The organism is Stenotrophomonas maltophilia group sp. SKK55 (assembly GCF_057179845.1).
Window position 1 is genome coordinate 48,155 of record NZ_JBXUHP010000004.1, and the last position, 17,747, is coordinate 65,901.

17 protein-coding genes and 1 pseudogene are annotated in these 17,747 nt (G+C 67.8%); 12 read left to right on the forward strand and 6 right to left on the reverse strand.

Annotated elements, in window-relative coordinates; genetic code table 11:
- Nucleotide 1: 1 nt before the first annotated feature.
- The 4 genes from AC2A1N_RS02250 to AC2A1N_RS02265 all read right to left on the reverse strand — a co-directional run bounded on the left by AC2A1N_RS02250 (nucleotide 2) and on the right by AC2A1N_RS02265 (nucleotide 3,433).
- The gene (locus tag AC2A1N_RS02250; protein ID WP_082783379.1) at nucleotides 2-1,207 is read right to left on the reverse strand and encodes an efflux RND transporter periplasmic adaptor subunit; all 1,206 of its coding nucleotides are present in this window, start codon (nucleotides 1,205-1,207) and stop codon (nucleotides 2-4) included.
- The gene (locus tag AC2A1N_RS02255; protein WP_061480531.1) at nucleotides 1,204-2,457 is read right to left on the reverse strand and encodes a TolC family protein; all 1,254 of its coding nucleotides are present in this window, start codon (nucleotides 2,455-2,457) and stop codon (nucleotides 1,204-1,206) included. Before AC2A1N_RS02255 ends, AC2A1N_RS02250 begins: the two co-directional genes overlap by 4 nt.
- Nucleotides 2,458-2,513: 56 nt before the next feature.
- Complete coding sequence (locus AC2A1N_RS02260; protein ID WP_061480532.1) at nucleotides 2,514-2,852, reverse strand: hypothetical protein; 339 nt, start codon at nucleotides 2,850-2,852, stop codon at nucleotides 2,514-2,516.
- A 191-nt stretch (nucleotides 2,853-3,043) separates the two neighbouring features.
- Entirely contained in the window at nucleotides 3,044-3,433 is a 390-nt protein-coding gene (locus AC2A1N_RS02265; protein ID WP_061480533.1) for a RidA family protein, read from the reverse strand.
- A 108-nt stretch (nucleotides 3,434-3,541) separates the two neighbouring features.
- On the opposite strand from AC2A1N_RS02265, the gene AC2A1N_RS02270 reads away from it, so the two are divergent.
- The 10 genes from AC2A1N_RS02270 to AC2A1N_RS02315 all read left to right on the forward strand — a co-directional run bounded on the left by AC2A1N_RS02270 (nucleotide 3,542) and on the right by AC2A1N_RS02315 (nucleotide 12,940).
- Nucleotides 3,542-4,435, forward strand: a complete 894-nt coding sequence (locus AC2A1N_RS02270) for a LysR family transcriptional regulator (RefSeq protein WP_061480534.1) — start codon at nucleotides 3,542-3,544, stop codon at nucleotides 4,433-4,435.
- A 170-nt stretch (nucleotides 4,436-4,605) separates the two neighbouring features.
- Complete coding sequence (gene dnaQ / locus AC2A1N_RS02275; RefSeq protein WP_061480535.1) at nucleotides 4,606-5,115, forward strand: DNA polymerase III subunit epsilon; 510 nt, start codon at nucleotides 4,606-4,608, stop codon at nucleotides 5,113-5,115.
- 322 nt (nucleotides 5,116-5,437) lie between these two features.
- Nucleotides 5,438-5,674, forward strand: a complete 237-nt coding sequence (gene rpmB, locus AC2A1N_RS02280) for a 50S ribosomal protein L28 (protein ID WP_005411638.1) — start codon at nucleotides 5,438-5,440, stop codon at nucleotides 5,672-5,674.
- A gap of 10 nt (nucleotides 5,675-5,684) precedes the next feature.
- Nucleotides 5,685-5,852, forward strand: coding sequence for a 50S ribosomal protein L33 (gene rpmG / locus AC2A1N_RS02285; protein WP_169411268.1), 168 nt, complete (start codon nucleotides 5,685-5,687; stop codon nucleotides 5,850-5,852).
- Between the two features lie 296 nt (nucleotides 5,853-6,148).
- Nucleotides 6,149-7,567 carry a cardiolipin synthase gene (cls, locus tag AC2A1N_RS02290; protein WP_061480536.1) on the forward strand — a complete coding sequence of 473 codons (1,419 nt, stop codon included), beginning with the start codon at nucleotides 6,149-6,151 and terminating at the stop codon, nucleotides 7,565-7,567.
- A 45-nt stretch (nucleotides 7,568-7,612) separates the two neighbouring features.
- Nucleotides 7,613-9,034 (forward strand): FAD/NAD(P)-binding protein, encoded by a 1,422-nt coding sequence (locus AC2A1N_RS02295; protein ID WP_061480537.1) that lies wholly within the window; start codon nucleotides 7,613-7,615, stop codon nucleotides 9,032-9,034.
- A 9-nt stretch (nucleotides 9,035-9,043) separates the two neighbouring features.
- Nucleotides 9,044-11,236, forward strand: a complete 2,193-nt coding sequence (uvrD, locus tag AC2A1N_RS02300) for a DNA helicase II (protein ID WP_061480538.1) — start codon at nucleotides 9,044-9,046, stop codon at nucleotides 11,234-11,236.
- A 65-nt stretch (nucleotides 11,237-11,301) separates the two neighbouring features.
- A complete protein-coding gene (locus AC2A1N_RS02305) occupies nucleotides 11,302-11,628 on the forward strand; it encodes a low molecular weight protein tyrosine phosphatase family protein (RefSeq protein ID WP_061480539.1) in 327 nt (108 codons plus the stop codon).
- A 106-nt stretch (nucleotides 11,629-11,734) separates the two neighbouring features.
- Nucleotides 11,735-12,289, forward strand: a complete 555-nt coding sequence (locus AC2A1N_RS02310; RefSeq protein WP_061480540.1) for a hypothetical protein — start codon at nucleotides 11,735-11,737, stop codon at nucleotides 12,287-12,289.
- A 204-nt stretch (nucleotides 12,290-12,493) separates the two neighbouring features.
- Nucleotides 12,494-12,940, forward strand: a complete 447-nt coding sequence (locus AC2A1N_RS02315) for a universal stress protein (protein ID WP_005420335.1) — start codon at nucleotides 12,494-12,496, stop codon at nucleotides 12,938-12,940.
- 129 nt (nucleotides 12,941-13,069) lie between these two features.
- Here AC2A1N_RS02315 and AC2A1N_RS02320 read toward each other — a convergent pair whose 3' ends face one another.
- Nucleotides 13,070-13,354 carry a DUF2782 domain-containing protein gene (locus AC2A1N_RS02320; RefSeq protein WP_049443782.1) on the reverse strand — a complete coding sequence of 95 codons (285 nt, stop codon included), beginning with the start codon at nucleotides 13,352-13,354 and terminating at the stop codon, nucleotides 13,070-13,072.
- Between the two features lie 98 nt (nucleotides 13,355-13,452).
- Here AC2A1N_RS02320 and polA point away from each other — a divergent pair, with 98 nt between their 5' ends.
- Both polA and AC2A1N_RS02330 read left to right on the forward strand, forming a co-directional pair.
- Complete coding sequence (gene polA / locus AC2A1N_RS02325) at nucleotides 13,453-16,227, forward strand: DNA polymerase I (protein WP_061480541.1); 2,775 nt, start codon at nucleotides 13,453-13,455, stop codon at nucleotides 16,225-16,227.
- Between the two features lie 371 nt (nucleotides 16,228-16,598).
- A pseudogene (locus AC2A1N_RS02330) lies at nucleotides 16,599-16,766 on the forward strand (YetF domain-containing protein); the annotation flags it as partial.
- A 36-nt stretch (nucleotides 16,767-16,802) separates the two neighbouring features.
- Here the strand turns inward: AC2A1N_RS02330 and hemF are convergent.
- Nucleotides 16,803-17,699, reverse strand: a complete 897-nt coding sequence (hemF, locus tag AC2A1N_RS02335) for an oxygen-dependent coproporphyrinogen oxidase (RefSeq protein ID WP_061480543.1) — start codon at nucleotides 17,697-17,699, stop codon at nucleotides 16,803-16,805.
- Nucleotides 17,700-17,747 lie beyond the last annotated feature (48 nt).

Sequence of the window (17,747 nt, forward strand, 5' to 3'; positions counted from 1 at the left end):
CTCAGTGGCCGTGCTCGGCTTCGCCCTTGGCCAGTTCGGCCTTGAGCAGGAAGGCGTTGGCACCGACGATGCGCTCGTTGCCGGTCAGCCCACCGAGGATCTCGATACGGTCGCCGGCGCGACGCCCGGCCAGTACCGGCTGCGCCTTGAAGCCGCCTTCGACGGCGACGAACACCGCGCTGCTGCCATCGACGTTCTGCACCGCATCGGCGGGCACGCTGAGCGAGCCGTCCTGGCCTTCGGTGACCACCACGGCCGATACCGGCGAACCGGCTGGCGGCAGCGACGCATCCAGCGGCGCGGCGCGGATCACTGCGACGCCGCCCTGCTGCCGTACATCGGCGGCCGAACCGGTGACGGTAGCGGTGAAGCTGCCACCCGGCACGCTCACTTCCAGCGTCATGCCGGGCATGACCTGCGCAGCCAGCGCTGGCGGTGCGGTGAACACCAGCTCGTTCATCGACGGGTCGGCGACGTCGGCCACCGCGCTGCCGGCGGCGACCACACCGCCCGGAGTGACCTGCACGTTGCCGACGATGCCGGCCACCGGGCTGGTGATGCGCACGCGTCCACTGGCGTCGGGCGCGCCGTTGGCGGCGGCCTGGGCCTGTGCGGCAGCGGCCTGGGCCTGTGCCGCCAGCGAACGCGCACGCGAGGCTTCCAGCTCCTGGCGGGCGACCACGCCCTGCTCGACCAGGGCCTTGTCGCGGCCATAGGCCAGGCGTGCGGCCTCGGCTTCGGCGGATGCGGCCAGCGCATTGGCGCGGAACACCGCCGCTTCGCCACTGACCACGATGGCCAGGGCCTGGTTCTGCTTCACTGCGGTGCCCGGTGCGACCAGCACGCGTTCGACGCGGCCGGTCACGGTCGAGGCCACCGAGGCACGGGCACCGACCGAGGGTTCCACCCGACCGGCGAGACGGGTGGAACCGCCACCGCCGCGACCGACGGCAACCACTTCGATACCGGACGCCTTGATCTGCTCGGGCGTCAGCTGCACCACGCCTTCGTCGGCGTCAGCAGGCGCCTTCGCGATTTCTGCCTTGGCTTCCTTGCTGCTGGCGGCGTGGCCATGGCCATCGTCGGTGCCGGCCTTGGCCGCAGCGGGGTCTTCATTGGCAGGCGTCTGCGCGTTGCCGGCGCAGCCGGCCAGCAGCACAGTCAGCAGCATGCCGCCGATCAGCGGAAAAGTACGGGAGAGAGTCATGGGGCCTCCACAAAGGGTGCGCGCCCTTCAAGGCGGGCAAGATCGATTTCCGCGCCGACGCGCGACAGGCGCGCATCCACGGCGGCGGCGCGGGCGGCGATAAGAGCGCTGCGCGTGCTGCGCAGTTCCAGCTGCGAGATGCGTCCGGCGTCGAAGCCGATGCGGGCCAGGCGATACGCCTCTTCGGCGGCGACCACGCTTTCATCGGCGGCGCGGGTTCGGCTGCCGGCGGCCTTCAAACCGGCCACGGCCGAGAGGCGTGCCGCCTCGCTGTCGCGGCGCTGCTGGTCCAGGCGCGCCTCGGCCGCGCGCTGGTCGGCATTGGCGGCGCGGATGCCACCGCGGTTGCGGTCGAACAGCGGGATGCTGATGCTGACGCCGAGGTTGTAGGCACGCTCGCCGCCTTCGCGGAAGCGGGTCTGTGCGGCGGTGACGCTGAGGTCGGGCAGGGCGCGCTTGCGCTCCACGTCGACCAGCTTGCTCGCCGCATCGGCTTCGGCTTCGGCAATGCGCACTGCCAGTGCGGTATCGGTGGCACCGCGCGGCAGCGGCGGTGCGCGGTCGAGCAGGCTGTTGTCGATCGACTGCACCGGCGCATCCAGCAGCGCGGTGCCGGCCAGGCGGGCCAGCGCGGCATCGCGGAAGGCCTGCGCTTCATCCAGCGCGGCGTTGGCGTTGGCCACTTCGCTCTGCGCCTGCACCGCGCGCAGTTGCGGTTCGCGGCCCTGCTTGACCATCGCGTTGACGGCGTTGGCGTCATCGCGGGTGAGGCTCAGTGCCTCTTCGGCCAGGGTGTAGCGGCGCAGTGCACTTTCCGCCTGTGCGTAGACCACCGCCAGCTGGCTGGCCACATCGCTGCGGCTTTGCGTGCCACGCAGGTTGGCCGCCTGTGCCTCGGCGCGGGCCGCACGGACGCGCGCGCCGCGCTGGCCCCAGACCTCCAATGGCTGGGACAGGGTAAGCACGCTGTCGGCCTTGCCCATGCCGCCATAGGAGCCGGTACCCCAGGCGTTCTCGGCGGAGTAGGAGAGTGAAGGGTTGGGCAACGCACGGGCTTGGTCGGCGCGCGCATCGGCGGCCTCGGCCAGCGCCGCACCGACGCGGGTGCCGGGCAGCTGGTCCAGGCGTTCAAGCAGGGTGTCATAGGAAGGGGCGGCTTGCGCCATCACCGCTGCCGCTGGGGCCAGGCCCAGCAACACGGCGACGACCCGCCCGGCCGCACGCAGCGACCGAGGTGTCAGGATCGACATAGGGGGATTCCGGTTGTGAGTGAAACGGGAGCCCGCAATCGCGGGACGCGCTCAACTCACGCCCGGGGGGGACGCGTCAATTCATCCTGGGCGACCGCATAGGTCGCCGCGTCGCCGGCATTCATCCAGCGCGCCGGCAGTGGCGCACCGAAGGCGGCGAGGGTGCTGGCCGGAAGGCTCAGGTTGGAGTGGTGGCAGTGGTTGTGGCTGCAGGCACCGGCGTGCTTGCTGTCACTGTCACCCTCGGCATCGTTGGTGTTGCTTTCCACGTGCACCGCAGTGGTGTCGTGCGGTTCGACCGCGCAGGCCAGCACGTCGGCCACCGGCACGACCACGAATGCCGCCATCAGCAGCATCAGCAGGTACGAGCGAAGGTGGCGGGAGATCCGGCGCATGGACGGGAGGCTAGCAAGCGGTTTTCGCCGGATACAATATCAATGGCCGCTTCGGGAATTCGTCGGAATCTCCCGTTCAGGTGGACCGGGCACGCCTTTCGGCCCACCGGGCTGCGCTTCTGTAGAGCCGAGCCCATGCTCGGCTGCTGTCGCACGATCAGCCGAGCATGGGCTCGGCTCTACAACGAAGGTCACGGCAGCTTCGCGATCACCTTGATCTCGAACTGGAACCCGTACAGCCAGGTCACGCCGATACCGGTCAGGGTCGGGTGCGGCGCCTGGCCCCAATACTCGGGCACGATCGCCCAGGCCTTCTCGAAGTTCTTCTCCGGATCGACCAGGAACACGGTCACGTCGATCACGTCATCGAACGTGCAGCCTGCGGCAGCCAACACCGCATTGAGATTCTCGAAGGCGCGGCGCACCTGCATTTCGAAGTCCGGCTCGGGCGAGCCGTCCTCACGGCTGCCGACCTGGCCGGAGACGAACAGGAAACCGTTGGATCGGATCGCCGGTGAGTAGCGGTTGCGCTCGTACAGCGCTTGGCGGCCGGCGGGGAAAACGACATCACGCTGTGACATGGGGAAGATCCCGTGGGAGAGGACGCCATCCTCCCCGCCAGCGGTGTCTGGATAAACCGCGATGATCGACCTAGATTGATTGCCAATTCCAAACAATCACGGCCAGCCATGGACCGTTTCGAGGCGATGCGGGCGTTTGCCCGGGTGGTGGAGACTGGCAGCTTCACCCGTGCGGCGCAGACCCTGCAGATCAGCCGCACCACGGCCACCCAGCTGGTGCAGCAGCTGGAGGCACACCTGCGGCTGCGCCTGCTCAACCGCACCACGCGCCGGGTCAGCGTCACCGCCGACGGCGCGGCCTACTACCCGCGCATCGCCCGCCTGCTGGCCGAGCTGGAAGAGGTGGAGGGCGGGCTGGGTGACGCAGCCAGCCAACCGCGCGGCCGCCTGCGGGTGGATGTGCCGGGGCCTTACGCGCGGCTGCGGCTGGTACCGGCGCTGCCGGAGTTTCAGGCGCGCTACCCGGAGATCCAGCTGGATATCGGCGTCAGTGACCGCGAGGTCGACGTCATCGCCGACAACGTCGACTGCGTGATCCGCGGCGGCACCCCGGCCGACCCGGCACTGGTGGCGCGGCCGCTGGCGGCGCTGCCGATCGGCTTCCACGCCAGCCCCGGCTATGTGCAGCGTTTCGGCCTGCCGACCGATCCGCGCGCGCTGGAAGGGCCCGATCACCACATGGTCGGCTTCCTCAGCCCGCGTAGTGGCCGCGCACGCGTGTTCGTTGCACAGCGCGGCGATGAGCGCATCGAGGTGCAGGGCTGCTACACGGTCGGTTTTGACGACGGCAATGCCTATCTGGCCGCAGCGCTGGCGGGGTTGGGCGTGGTGGCGCTGCCCAGCTACATGGCCGAGCCGCACGTGGCGCGCGGCGAGCTGTTGCCGGTGTTGCCGGACTGGCAGCTGCCGCCGATGCCGATGCATGTGATGTTCCCGCCGAACCGGCACATGAGCCAGCGGCTGCGGGTGTTCATCGATTGGGTGGTGGAAGCGCTGGGGTGATCGCGCGCGCGCATCTGTAGAGCCGAGCCCACGCTCGGCTGCTTCTGTCACCAGCGCTCAAGGCCCGCGCTTCGCGCGTGAGCCGAGCGCGGGCTCGGCTCTACAGAGGGAGCTTCCTGCTGCAAGCATGCGAAAATCATCGCGGCACGCAACAGGAAACATCGCCACGCATGAATCGCATCGTCGCACTGGATACCGAAACCACCGGCATCTCCCACCGCCTGGGACACCGGGTGATCGAAATCGGTGCCGTCGAACTGATCGATGGTCAGCTCACCGGCCGCCAGTTCCACACCTACCTGCAGCCGCAGCGCAAGGTGGACTGGGGCGCACAGCGCGTGCACGGCATCAGCGATGCGATGCTGGTGGGCAAGCCATTGTTCTCCAGCAAGGCTGCTGAACTGCTCGACTTCCTGCGCGGCAGCGAGATGGTCGCGCACAACGCCACCTTCGATGTGGGCTTCCTGGACAACGAGCTGCGTCTGTCCGGTATTCCTGGCACGCTGGCCCAGCATTGCCGCATCACCTGCAGCCTGAAGCTGGCGCGCGGGCGCTGGCCCGGCCAGGGCAACAAGCTGGATGATGTGCTGCAGCGCCTGCGCATTCCCAGCCAGCGCGGCCTGCACGGCGCGTTGAAGGATGCCCATCTTCTCGCCCAGGTGATTCCGCACCTGCGTTGAGCCGGCCCGGTCATTGTTGTAGAGCCGAGCCCACGCTCGGCTCAGGCGTTCCGGGACGCAGCAGCCGAGCGTGGGCTCGGCTCTACAGGGGGCGATCGCCGCATTCAGCCCCCGCCTGTGGGTAACTTGCGCAAGTGCTTGAACCCGTGCATAATGCGCGGCTCGCTGTGTCCGGTTTTCTACCGGGCGGCGCCCCCGGGAGCACGTCCCCGGCCGCCCAACGCCAGCGTAACCCTTTGATTCTCTTGACGTGTGGTGGGCAACCATCGAGGCCGCCGTCTCCCGGGCTACGGGCTGACAACTACTACTATCGAGGTGCGCAATGTCCCGCGTATGCCAGGTTTCCGGCAAGCGAGTGCAGACGGGTAACAACGTCTCGCACGCCAACAACAAGACCCGTCGTCGTTTCCTGCCGAATCTGCACGAGCGCCGTTTCTGGGTGGCCAGCGAGAACCGCTGGGTCAAGCTTCGTGTTTCCGCGCATGCACTGCGCACCATCGACAAGAACGGCATCGATTCCGTTCTGGCTGAGCTGCGTGCGCGCGGCGAAAAGGTCTGAGGAGTAAAGCATCATGGCAGGCAAGCGCGATAAGGTCCGTATGATTTCCTCGGCCGGTACCGGCCACTTCTACACCACGGACAAGAACAAGAAGAACACCCCGGGGAAGATGGAATTCCTGAAGTACGATCCGGTCGTGCGCAAGCACGTCCTGTACAAGGAAGGCAAGATCAAGTAATCCGCACGGATTGCTGGTCCCCGCGAAGAAACCCGCCCTTGTGGCGGGTTTTTTCATGCCTGGCATCCAGATGTGGGTGCCGAACGTTCGGCCATTGCCTGCATGGCGCTCAACGGCCGCCGTCATGCCGAATCGGTGCGGCAGCTGTGCGAGGTGCCGGTGCGGCATTGATCCATCCTGTAGAGCCGAGCCCACGCTCGGCTGCTCCGCTGTCGGGCCGAAAGGCAGTCGAGCATGGCTCGACTCTGCAAATCCTGCTGGGCAGAATGGCCCATCACCTCCCGACGGGCGACACGATGCTGTTCGAGTGGTTGCTGGGTTCCTACCTGCTGCTGATCGACTGGCTGATCCGGCTGGTCGCGCTGTGCTGGATTCCCACCCGCACCACGCCGGGGGCGGCGCGCAGCTGGCTGCTGCTGGTCGGCTTCGTGCCGCTGCTGGGCCTGCCGCTGTACCTGCTGTTCGGCCACCCGTGGCTGTCGCGCGAGCGCATCCGCCGCCAGGCCGAGGCCTCGCAGGTCATCCGCGAGGAACAGGCGCTGCAGCATCGCCTGCGCTGGACACCGCAGCCGGACACCGCCTGCGCCGAGATCGTGCCGCTGGTGCAGCGCCAGGGCGACTTCATGCCCGTGCACGGCAACGCCGTCGACCTGCTGACCGACTACGACGAATCGCTGCACACGCTGATCGCCGATATCGACCAGGCCGAAGACCGCGTGCACCTGCTGTACTACCTGATGTTCGACGACGCGGTGGGCGAGGCGATCGTCGAGGCCCTGCAGCGTGCGGCTGCACGTGGCGTGCAATGCCGCGTGCTGCTCGACGCGGTGGGCGCCAAGCGCGGCCTGCGTGCCTATCGCAAGCGCCTGCAGGCGCGCGACATCGAGGTACGCGCGATGCTGCCCGGTGGCCTGCGCTGGCGCCGCAGCGGGCGCATGGATCTGCGCAACCATCGCAAGATCGCGGTGATCGACAACGAAGTGGCCTATGTCGGTTCGCAGAACCTGGCCGGCCCGCAGTTCGTGCCCGGCCACCCGAACCGCGAGCTGGTGGCGCGCGTGCGTGGCCCGGCCGTGGCGCACCTGGAAGCGGTCTTCGCCAGCGACTGGTACATGGAAACCGGCCAGCGCCTGGACGTGATCGCCGATGTGCCCGAGTGCAGCGACGACATCGCCACCCAGCTGCTGCCCAGCGGCCCGGCCTATCCCTACAGCAACGCACGCGATGCGGTGGCGGCGCTGATCCACCTGGCGCGGCGACGGCTGGTGATGGTCACCCCGTATTTCGTGCCTGACGAAGCCACGCTCAGTGCGTTGCGCATTGCGGCCTTGTCCGGTGTGCAGGTGCAGCTGATCCTCTCGGCCAGCAACAACCAGCGGCTGACGTCGTGGGCGCAGGAGGCCTACTACGACGAGCTGCTGCGCTGTGGCGTGCGCATCGCGCTGTACGAGCCGCAGTTCCTGCATGCCAAGCACATGAGCGTGGACGAGGACATCGCCGTGCTCGGCTCGATCAACATGGACATCCGCTCATTCGCGCTGAATGCCGAAATCGGCCTGGTCTGCTACGACCGCGCGCTGGTGCAGCAGCTGTGCGCGATCGAGGATGGCTACCTGCGCGAGTCGCGGCAGCTGGACCTGCAGCAGTGGCGCAGCCGCCCCACGTGGCGGCGCAGCCGAGAAGGCATCGCACGTCTGGCCGATGCGTTGATGTGAGATGGCGGCAATCGCCCGCTTCGGCAACCCGGCCCGTCATCGCCGATGGCCTACAATCGGCGCATGACTGATTCACCGCGTAATGGCGAACTGGACCTGGCAATCATCGGTGGTGGTGCGGCCGGGGTGCTGGTGGCGATCCAGGTGCTGCGCCAAGCCAAGGCGCCACTGGCGTTGGCCATTCTCGAACCGGCTTCGCAGCTGGCCCAGGGCATCGCCTATGCCACGCCGTGGCCGGAGCACCTGCTGAACGTGCCGGCGGCGAAGATGAGTGCGTTTGCCGACCAGCCCGGCGATTTCCTCGACTACCTGATGGCCGCCAACGCCTACCCGGGCCAGGCGCGCGAGGTGCTGGGCGAGCGTTACGTATGCCGCCACTACTTTGCGGCCTACCTGCAGCAGCGCCTGCAGGAGGCCGCTGCGGCCAGCCCGGCGCAGCTGCAGGTGATCGCGCAGCCGGTGCTGGGCCTGCAGCTGGATGACCATGGCTACCGGCTGACACTTGGCGATGCCCAGACGCTGCACGCCGTGCAGGCGGTGCTTGCCACCGGCAACAGCATGCGGCCGATGCCGGTGGCCGGTGCCGAGGCACTGCCCGCCGATGATGTGATCGAGGCCTGGGACTACGACGGCGTGCGTACCCTGGCCGGTGAGCAGGCCGTGGCCATCGTCGGCTCCGGCCTGAGCATGGCCGACACCGTGCTGGCGCTGGTTGCCGCCGGCCACACCGGCCCGCTGCACGTGATCTCGCGCCATGGCCTGTTGCCGCTGCCGCATGCGCATGGCGGCCTGCCCACGTTCGACCCGGCCACGCTGCTGCAGATGAACCTGCGCCAGCGCCTGCGCGCGTTGCGTGGGTTTGCGCGCCAGGCGCAGGCCGACGGGCTGCCGTGGCAGGGCGTGATGGACCGCATCCGTCCGCACGGGCAGGCGCTGTGGTGCAGCCTCGACGCGGCCGACCAGCGTCGCTTCCTGCGCCATGTGGTGCGCTACTGGGACGTGCATCGCCACCGCATCGCCGAAGAGGTCGACGCACAGCTGCAGGCGCTGATCGAAAGCGGCCAACTGCGCATTCACCGGTCCCGCCTGCAATCCGTCGGCCGCGAAGGCGATGCCCTGCGGCTGTCGGGTCGCGATGCCAACGGCAATGAACAGCACTGGACGATCGGCGGTGTGGTCAACGCCACCGGCGTGGAAACCCGCGCCAGTGCGTTGCGCAATCCGTTGCTGCAGCAGCTGCAGGCCGATGGCCTCGCTCGCCCCGGCCCGCATGGGCTGGGCCTGGACAGCACGGTGCCGGGCGACCGCCTGCGCAGCGCCAGTGGCCAGCCGCAGGCACGGCTGGGCGTGCTCGGCAGCCTGCGCATCGGCAGCCTGTGGGAAAGCCTGGCGGTGCCTGAACTGCGTCAGCAGGCGCAGGCGCTGGCCACCCAGGTGGTCGCAGGAGCCGCGACGGCGATGCCGTAAAATGGGGGCATGGATGTCTCCCACCTGCTTGATGGCCTGAACCCGGCCCAGCGCGAAGCCGTCTCCGCTCCCCCCGGCCACCACCTGGTGCTGGCCGGTGCCGGTTCCGGCAAGACCCGCGTACTCACCCACCGCATCGCCTGGCTGCATGAAGTCGATGGCGTGCCGACCCACGGCATTTTCGCGGTGACCTTCACCAACAAGGCGGCCGGCGAAATGCGCCACCGCATCGACGCCCAGCTGCCCCATGGCAGCCGTGGCATGTGGATCGGTACCTTCCACGGCCTGGCCAACCGCCTGCTGCGCCTGCACTGGCAGGACGCCAAGCTGCCAGAAGGCTTCCAGGTGATGGACTCGGACGACCAGCTGCGGCTGGTCAAGCGCGTGGTGCAGGCGCTGGAGCTGGACGACGGCAAGTACCCGCCCAAGCAGATCGCGTGGTGGATCAACGCGCAGAAGGACGAGGGCCGCCGCCCGCAGCACATCCAGCCCGAACCGCACGACGCGTGGCTGGAGACCATGCGCCAGGCCTACATCGAGTACCAGGCGCGCTGCGACCGCGCCGGCCTGGTCGACTTCGCCGAGCTGCTGCTGCGCGCGCACGAACTGCTGCGCGACAACCCGGCGCTGCTGTCGCACTACCGCGCCCGCTTCCGCGAGATCCTGGTGGACGAGTTCCAGGACACCAATGCCATCCAGTACGCCTTCGTACGCGTGCTGGCCGGCGATTCCGGCCACGTATTCGTGGTCGGCGACGATGACCAGGCCATCTACGGCTGGCGCGGTGCCAAGGTCGAGAACGTGCAGGGCTTCCTGCGCGACTTCCCGGGTGCGCAGACCATCCGCCTGGAGCAGAACTACCGCTCCACCGCCAACATCCTCGGCGCCGCCAATGCGGTGATCGCGCACAACCCGGATCGCATCGGCAAGCAGCTGTGGACCGACAGCGGTGACGGCGAGCCGATCGACCTGTACGCCGCGTACAACGAGATGGACGAGGCGCGCTACATCGTCGAGCGCGCCCGCCAGTGGGTGCGCGACGGTGGCAGCTACACCGAAGTGGCCGTGCTCTATCGCAGCAACGCGCAGTCGCGCGCGCTGGAAGAAGCGCTGCTGAGCGAACAGGTGCCGTACCGCGTGTATGGCGGCATGCGCTTCTTCGAGCGTGCCGAGATCAAGGACGCGCTGGCCTACCTGCGCCTGCTGTCCAACCGCAACGATGACGCCGCCTTCGAGCGCGCGGTCAACACGCCGACGCGTGGCATCGGCGACCGCACGCTGGACGAAGTGCGCCGCGAGGCGCGCGCGCAGGGCATCTCGCTGTGGGAAGCGACCATGCTGGTCACCCAGGGCAGCGCGCTGGCCGCACGCGCGCGCAATGCACTGGCCGGCTTCCTGGTGCTGGTCAACGAGCTGCAGGCGCAGACCGTGCACATGACCCTGGCCGAGCGCGTGGACCACGTGCTGGCCCGCTCGCAGCTGCGCGAGCACTGGAGCAAGGAAAGCCGCAACGCGCTGGATTCGGAATCGCGCACCGACAACCTCGACGAACTGGTCTCGGTGGCCTCGCGCTTCGTGCGCCGCGCCGACGACATCGAGGAAGTGGGCGAGGACATGGATGAGCTGGTCGCGTTCCTGGCCTATGCCGCGCTGGAGGCCGGTGAAGGCCAGGCGCAGGCCGGCGAGGATGGTGTGCAGCTGATGACCCTGCACTCGGCCAAGGGCCTGGAATTCCCGCTGGTGTTCCTGGCCGGCCTGGAAGAAGGCCTGTTCCCCAGCGCACGTTCGCTGGAGGAAAGCGGGCGATTGGAAGAAGAGCGCCGCCTGGCCTACGTCGGTATCACCCGCGCGCGCCAGAAGCTGGTGCTGAGCTATGCCGAATCGCGCCGCATCCACGGCCAGGACAACTACAGCCTGCCGTCGCGCTTCCTGCGCGAGATCCCGCGCGAGCTGCTGCACGAAGTGCGCCCCAAGGTACAGGTCTCGCGGCCGGCCTCGATGGGCGCCAGCCGGGTGATGGGCCATGCCTCGATCGAAGCACCGCCGATCAAGCTCGGCGCGCTGGTCATCCATCCCAAGTTCGGCGAAGGCATGGTGACCGACTACGAAGGCAGCGGCGCGCACGCCCGCGTGCAGGTCGAGTTTGCCGACGCCGGCAGCAAGTGGCTGGTGATGGCGTATGCCAACCTGACGGTGATCTGATCACCGCCGAGGGGTCGGATCACTTTCCGTTGGAAAAGGGATCCGCCCCCGATTAGGCTGCCGGCATGACTCGCAACGTGCTCTTCCTCTGCAGCCAGAACCGCCTGCGCAGCCCCACCGCCGAGCAGGTCTTCGCCGATTGGCCGGGCATCGAGACCGCCTCAGCCGGGTTGCTGGCCGACGCCGAGGAAGTGCTCAGCCCCGAGCTGCTGCAGTGGGCCGACCTGGTGTTCGTGATGGAGCGCGCCCACCGCAACCGGCTGTCCAGCCGCTACAAGGCGTGGTTGAACGGCAAGCGAGTGATCTGCCTGGATATCCCGGATGACTACGAGTACATGGACCCGGTGCTGGCGGAGCTGCTCAAGCGCAAGGTGACCCCGTTCCTGCGCTGACGGGCTGTTGTAGAGCCGAGCCCATGCTCGGCTGCTTCTGGCGCGAAAAGCAGCCGAGCATGGGCTCGGCTCTACAATAGGCGGCACTTCTTTCAGGAACGCTCCCATGACCGAACCTACGCTGCACGTCACCGTGACGTTGAATGCCCGGCTGCAGCCCGAGCATCGCCACGAACTGTTCGAGGACCCACTCGATGCGCTGCTGCAGGCGGCCAATGTCGGCGAGATCACCGGCGGCGGCACGGCGATGTCCGACCTGGGTGAGGTCGAATACGGCGATATCGAAGTGGCGCTGGTCGATGCCGATGGCGTGCCGAAGCTGATCGATCTGCTGGAACAGCTGGGTGCGCCGAAGGGCTCGAAGATCCAGGGCGCGGGTGAAGCCGATCGCAGCTTCGGCGTGACCGAGGGCCTGGGCATCTACCTGGATGGCCTGAACCTGCCGGACGAGGTCTACGAACAGTGCGATTCCAACCACGTGTTCGAGCAGCTGTCCGAGCGCATTGATGGCCTTGGCGAGATCTGCAGCTGGTGGCAGGGCCCGAGCGAGACCGCGCTGTACATGTACGGCCAATCGTTCGAGGCGATGCGCGATGCGATCGCTGAATTCGTGGGCAGCTACCCCCTGTGCCGGAACGCACGCGTGGTGCAGATCGCCTGAGGGCGGAAAATGTGGAGCCGAGTCATGCTTGGCTCATGCATCCGAAGCCGAGCATGGGCTCGGCTCTACAGAAGGGGGGCGGGCAAGCGGGTGGCGCGCACGGGCCGCTGCACGGCGCCGGATTGATCCTGCTCAAGGCGCCGCCTCCACATCCGGTGTGCAATGGTGTTGTTCCCATCTGGCAGACCGCCACGGAGCCCTACCATGTACAAGCGCATCCTGATTGCCACTGACGGGTCCGAGCTGGCCGACAAGGGCCTGGCCAAGGGCCTGGAGCTGGCCAAGGACCTCAATGCCGAGGTCGATATCGTGACCGTGTCCGAGCCGTGGGCCGTGGGCATGTATGACGCCATGGGCTGGAGCGTGGGCTACATGAACAGCCCGGAATACAAGGCCGACCGCGAGGAGGGCGCGCAGAAGGTGCTGCAGCCGGCGCTGGCCAAGGCCGCCGAGCAGGGCATCACGGCCAACCCGGTGCACGTGCTGGACCGCTACGCGGCCGACGGCATCATCGAGACGGCGGCCGAGCGCAACAGCGACCTGATCGTGATGACCTCGCACGGCCGCCGTGGCGTGACCCGTGTACTGCTGGGCAGCCAGACTGCCGAGGTGCTGGCGCGCAGCACGCTGCCGGTACTGGTCATCCGCTGATCCATACCCGCTGATTGAAGCGTTCCCCGGGGAGGGGACCCGACGCCGGTGCGCAGGATGCGTGCCGGCGTTGTTTTTTGTAGGGGGCTGGGGTGAACTACTGGATCGCAGGGATCCGACCCGGTCACCTCACCAGCTGTACAGCTTCCAGTAGACCGGCGACACGCCATCCTTGTCGTTGTCGAATCGGCCATCGCCGTTCTTGTCGTACATGTAGAACGGGGCACCGCGCGACGGGGTCACCTTGACCATGCGCAGCTGGCCGGACACACGGTATTCCTCGATGACATCGCCGTTGTCCATGGTACGCCTGGACACATCCGCGCCCTTGACGTCCACCGGGGGAGCACCCGCGCCACCCATGCTGGCGCAGCCAGCGAGCAGGAGCAGGGAAGCCAGCATCAGGGTCTTCATCGGCGGGGGCCTTTGCCTGGAAAGAGCCCTGATTATGCCCCATCGCGGTGTGCGCGCCGTGTCGCCGCGGTGCAGGCACGGGCGCGTAGAATCGGCGCATGAGCAGATTAGTCCTGATCGACGGGTCCAGTTACCTGTACCGCGCGTTCCACGCGCTGCCGCCCCTGTCCAATGCACAGGGTGAACCCACCGGCGCGCTGTTCGGCGTGGTCAACATGCTGCGTTCGACGCTGAAGGAGCGCCCGGCCTACGTCGCGTTCGTGGTCGATGCGCCCGGCAAGACCTTCCGTGATGACCTGTACGACCAGTACAAGGCCAACCGCCCGCCGATGCCCGATGAACTGCGCAGCCAGGTCGAGCCGATGTGCCGCATCGTCGAAGCGCTGGGCATCAGCATCCTGCGCATCCCCGGCGTGGAAGCCGACGATGTGATCGGCACGCTTGCGCTGCAGGGCCTGGCGCAGGACCTGAAGGTGACCATTTCCACCGGTGACAAGGACTTCGCCCAGCTGGTGCGGCCGGGCATCGAACTGGTCAACACCATGACCGGCAGCCGCATGGATTCCGACGCGGCGGTGATGGACAAGTTCGGCGTGCGCGCCGATCAGATCATCGACCTGCTGGCGCTGATGGGCGACGCGGTCGACAACGTGCCGGGCGTGGAGAAGTGCGGGCCGAAGACCGCTGCCAAGTGGCTGGCCGAGTACCAGCACCTGGACGGGGTGATGGCGGCCGCGCCGACCATGAAGGGCAAGATCGGCGAGAACCTGCGTGCCGCCCTGGAGCGGCTGCCGCTGAACCGCGAGCTGGTGACCATCCGTACCGACGTGGAACTGGACGCCAGCCCGGCCACGCTGGCCCTGCGCGAGCAGGATGTGCCGGCGCTGACCGAGCTGTATACGCGCTATGGCTTCACCCAGGCGTTGAAGGAGCTGGGCGCGCCGGTGCCGGCACCGGTGGCCGCCAGCGAGGCGACCCCGAGCCTGCGCGGCACTGCGGCCGGCTTCGCGCGTGGCAGCGTCGAGGCGCCCGCCGCCGGCACGCTGGATCCGGCACTGTCCGCGCCGGGTGAATACGAGACCGTGCTGACCAGCGGGCAGCTGCAGGCCTGGGTCGAGCGCCTGCAGCAGGCCGAGCTGATCAGCTTCGATACTGAAACCGATGCGCTGGACGCGATGCGCGCGCGCCTGGTCGGCGTCAGCCTGGCGGTCGAGCCGGGCAGGGCGGCCTACATTCCGGTCGGCCACGATTACCCGGGTGCGCCGGCCCAGCTGCCGATGCAGCAGGTGCTGGATGCGCTGCGGCCGGTGCTGCAGGACCCGGCGAAGAAGAAGCTGGGCCAGCATGGCAAGTACGACCTGCATGTGCTGCGCCGCCACGGCGTGGAGGTGCAGGGCTACCACGACGACACCATGCTCGAGAGCTTCGTGCTCAACTCCACCGCCACCCGCCACGACATGGATTCGCTGGCCCTGCGTTACCTGGGCTACACCACCCTCAAGTTCGAGGACGTGGCCGGCAAGGGTGCCAAGCAGATTCCGTTCTCGCAGGTGGGCATCGACGAAGCCAGCCGCTATGCGGCGGAGGACGCCGACATCACCCTGCGCCTGCATCGCGCGCTGCAGCCGCAGCTGCTGGCCGAGCCGGCGCTGGACAGCGTGTACCGCACCATCGAGATGCCGCTGGTGCCGGTGCTGACCACGATCGAAGCCAACGGCGTGCGGATCGACACCGACGAACTGCGCCGCCAGAGCCAGGACCTGTCCTCGCGCATGCTGGCCGCGCAGCAGAAGGCCACCGAGCTGGCCGGGCGCAGCTTCAACCTGGATTCGCCCAAGCAGCTCCAGGCGGTGCTGTTCGACGAGCTGAAGCTGCCGGCGGTGGTGAAGACCCCGAAGGGCCAGCCCAGCACCAACGAAGAGGCGCTGGAGGCGATTGCCGACCAGCATGAACTGCCGCGGGTGATCCTCGACTACCGCGGATTGGCCAAGCTGCGCAGCACCTACACCGACAAGCTGCCGGAGATGGTCAATCCGGACACCGGCCGGGTGCACACCAGCTACCACCAGTCCGGCGCCGCTACCGGCCGCCTGTCCTCGTCGGACCCGAACCTGCAGAACATCCCGATCCGCACCGAGGACGGCCGCCGCATCCGCCGCGCGTTCGTGGCGCCGGAAGGCTTCCAGCTGCTGGCCGCCGACTATTCGCAGATCGAGCTGCGGATCATGGCGCACCTGTCCGAGGATCCGGGCCTGGTGCGCGCCTTCGAGCAGGGCGCCGACGTGCACCGTGCCACCGCCGCCGAGGTGTTCGGGCGCACGCTGGAAGAGGTGACCCCGAACGAGCGCCGTGCCGCCAAGGCGATCAACTTCGGCCTGATGTACGGCATGAGCGCCTTCGGCCTGGCCCGCAACCTGGGCATCGACCGGGGCCAGGCGCAGGACTATGTGGCGCTGTACTTCAGCCGCTACCCGGGCGTGCGCGACTTCATGGAGCGGATGCGCCAGCAGGCCCGCGACCAGGGCTACGTGGAAACCCTGTTCGGCCGCCGCCTGTACCTGAACGACATCCACGCCCGCAACCAGGGCCTGCGTGCCGGGGCCGAGCGCGCCGCGATCAACGCGCCGATGCAGGGCACCGCCGCCGACATCATCAAGCGTGCAATGGTGGATGTGGACCAGTGGCTGCGCGACAGCGGGGCACCGGCACGGATGATCCTGCAGGTGCACGATGAACTGGTCTTTGAAACCGAAAGCGGTTTCGTTGAAGACTTGCGTTTGCAGGTGGTAGAGCGCATGTCGCAAGCGGCCAAACTGCGGGTGCCTCTGGTGGTCGACACGGGCGTCGGCAACAACTGGGACGAAGCGCACTGACGGCATTTCAGGCCGAAAACGACGTGAATGTGTTCATGAGTCAGGGGTTTCTGACTCGACCATGAATGTTGCCCCGATTGAATTTCATTAAATGGGGCCCCTTCACGAACCGTTAGTGTTCGGAGTGCTTCTATAACTCCCGACAGGCGCAATGCCTGTTGTGGATCTCTCCCATCCCCTGGAGCAGATCTCGGAACGGGGACTCCTCCCCAAGTGCCCGTTCCCCGGCCCCGTTGACCTCCCCCTGGTCAGCGGGGCTTTTTATTTGTGCTGCCGGAACCGCAGATGGGGTCAGGCTGGGCCACTGTCCAGCAAGGGAAGACCATGCCCGACCTGTTCGCGCTGGCCATGCCGTGGTGGGAATTCATCCTGCGCGCGGTGGTCGCCTGTTCGAGGCGGTACTTCGGCGCGAGCTGATCAGCCGCGCCGACTTCGATGCCGCGCTCCGCCAGCAGGGCGGGCTGCAGATTGAAGACGTGCAGATTGCCCTGCTGGAGACGACAGGGCACATCACCATCATCGCGCGAAAGGGCAGCTGACCAGCGCCGAGCCCACGTCCCGCGCGACGACACCCCTCAGAGCCAGTCGCGCGGCACCAGGTAGTCGGCCAGGCGCGATTCGGGGCTGCCGGGTTCGGGCGAGAAGCCGTATTCCCAGCGCACCCGCGGCGGCAGGCTCATCAGGATGCTTTCGCTGCGGCCACCGCTCTGCAGCCCGAACAGGGTGCCGCGGTCGTAGACCAGGTTGAATTCCACGTAGCGGCCGCGGCGGTACAGCTGGAACTCGCGTTCGCGTTCGCCATGGGGTGTGTTCTTGCGCTGCTGCACGATCGGCAGGTAGGCGTCGAGGAAGCCATCGCCGACCGCGCGCAGATAATCGAAATCGCGCTCGAAATCGCCGTGCAGGTCGTCGAAGAACAGACCGCCGACGCCGCGCGTTTCGTTGCGGTGGCGCAGGAAGAAGTACTCATCACACCAGCGCTTGTGCGCGGCGTAGCGTTCGTCGCCGAACGGCGCACACAGATCGCGTGCGACCCGGTGCCAGTGCTGCACGTCCTCGTCGAACGGATAGAACGGGGTCAGGTCGAAGCCGCCGCCGAACCAGCTGGCCACCACTTCACCGTCGCGCTGCGCCTGGAAGAAGCGCACGTTGGCATGGGTGGTCGGCACGTACGGGTTGAGCGGGTGGAACACCAGCGACACGCCGGTGGCGCGCCAGGAGGCGCCCGCCAGTTCCGGGCGGTTGGCCGAGGCCGACGGCGGCAGGCGGCTGCCAGCGACGTCGGAGAAGCCGATGCCGGCCTGCTCGAACACCGCGCCGTCGCGCAGCACGCGGGTACGCCCGCCACCGCCCTCGGCACGCTGCCACAGGTCTTCCTGGAAGCGGGCCCGGCCATCGACGGCCTCGATCGCCGCACAGATGCGGTCCTGCAGCTCGGTGAGGTAGGCGCGAACGCGCTCGAATTCGTTCATGGCGCGTACTTTACCGCAGGGCCCGGCCAACGCTGCGGACAGGCCCTG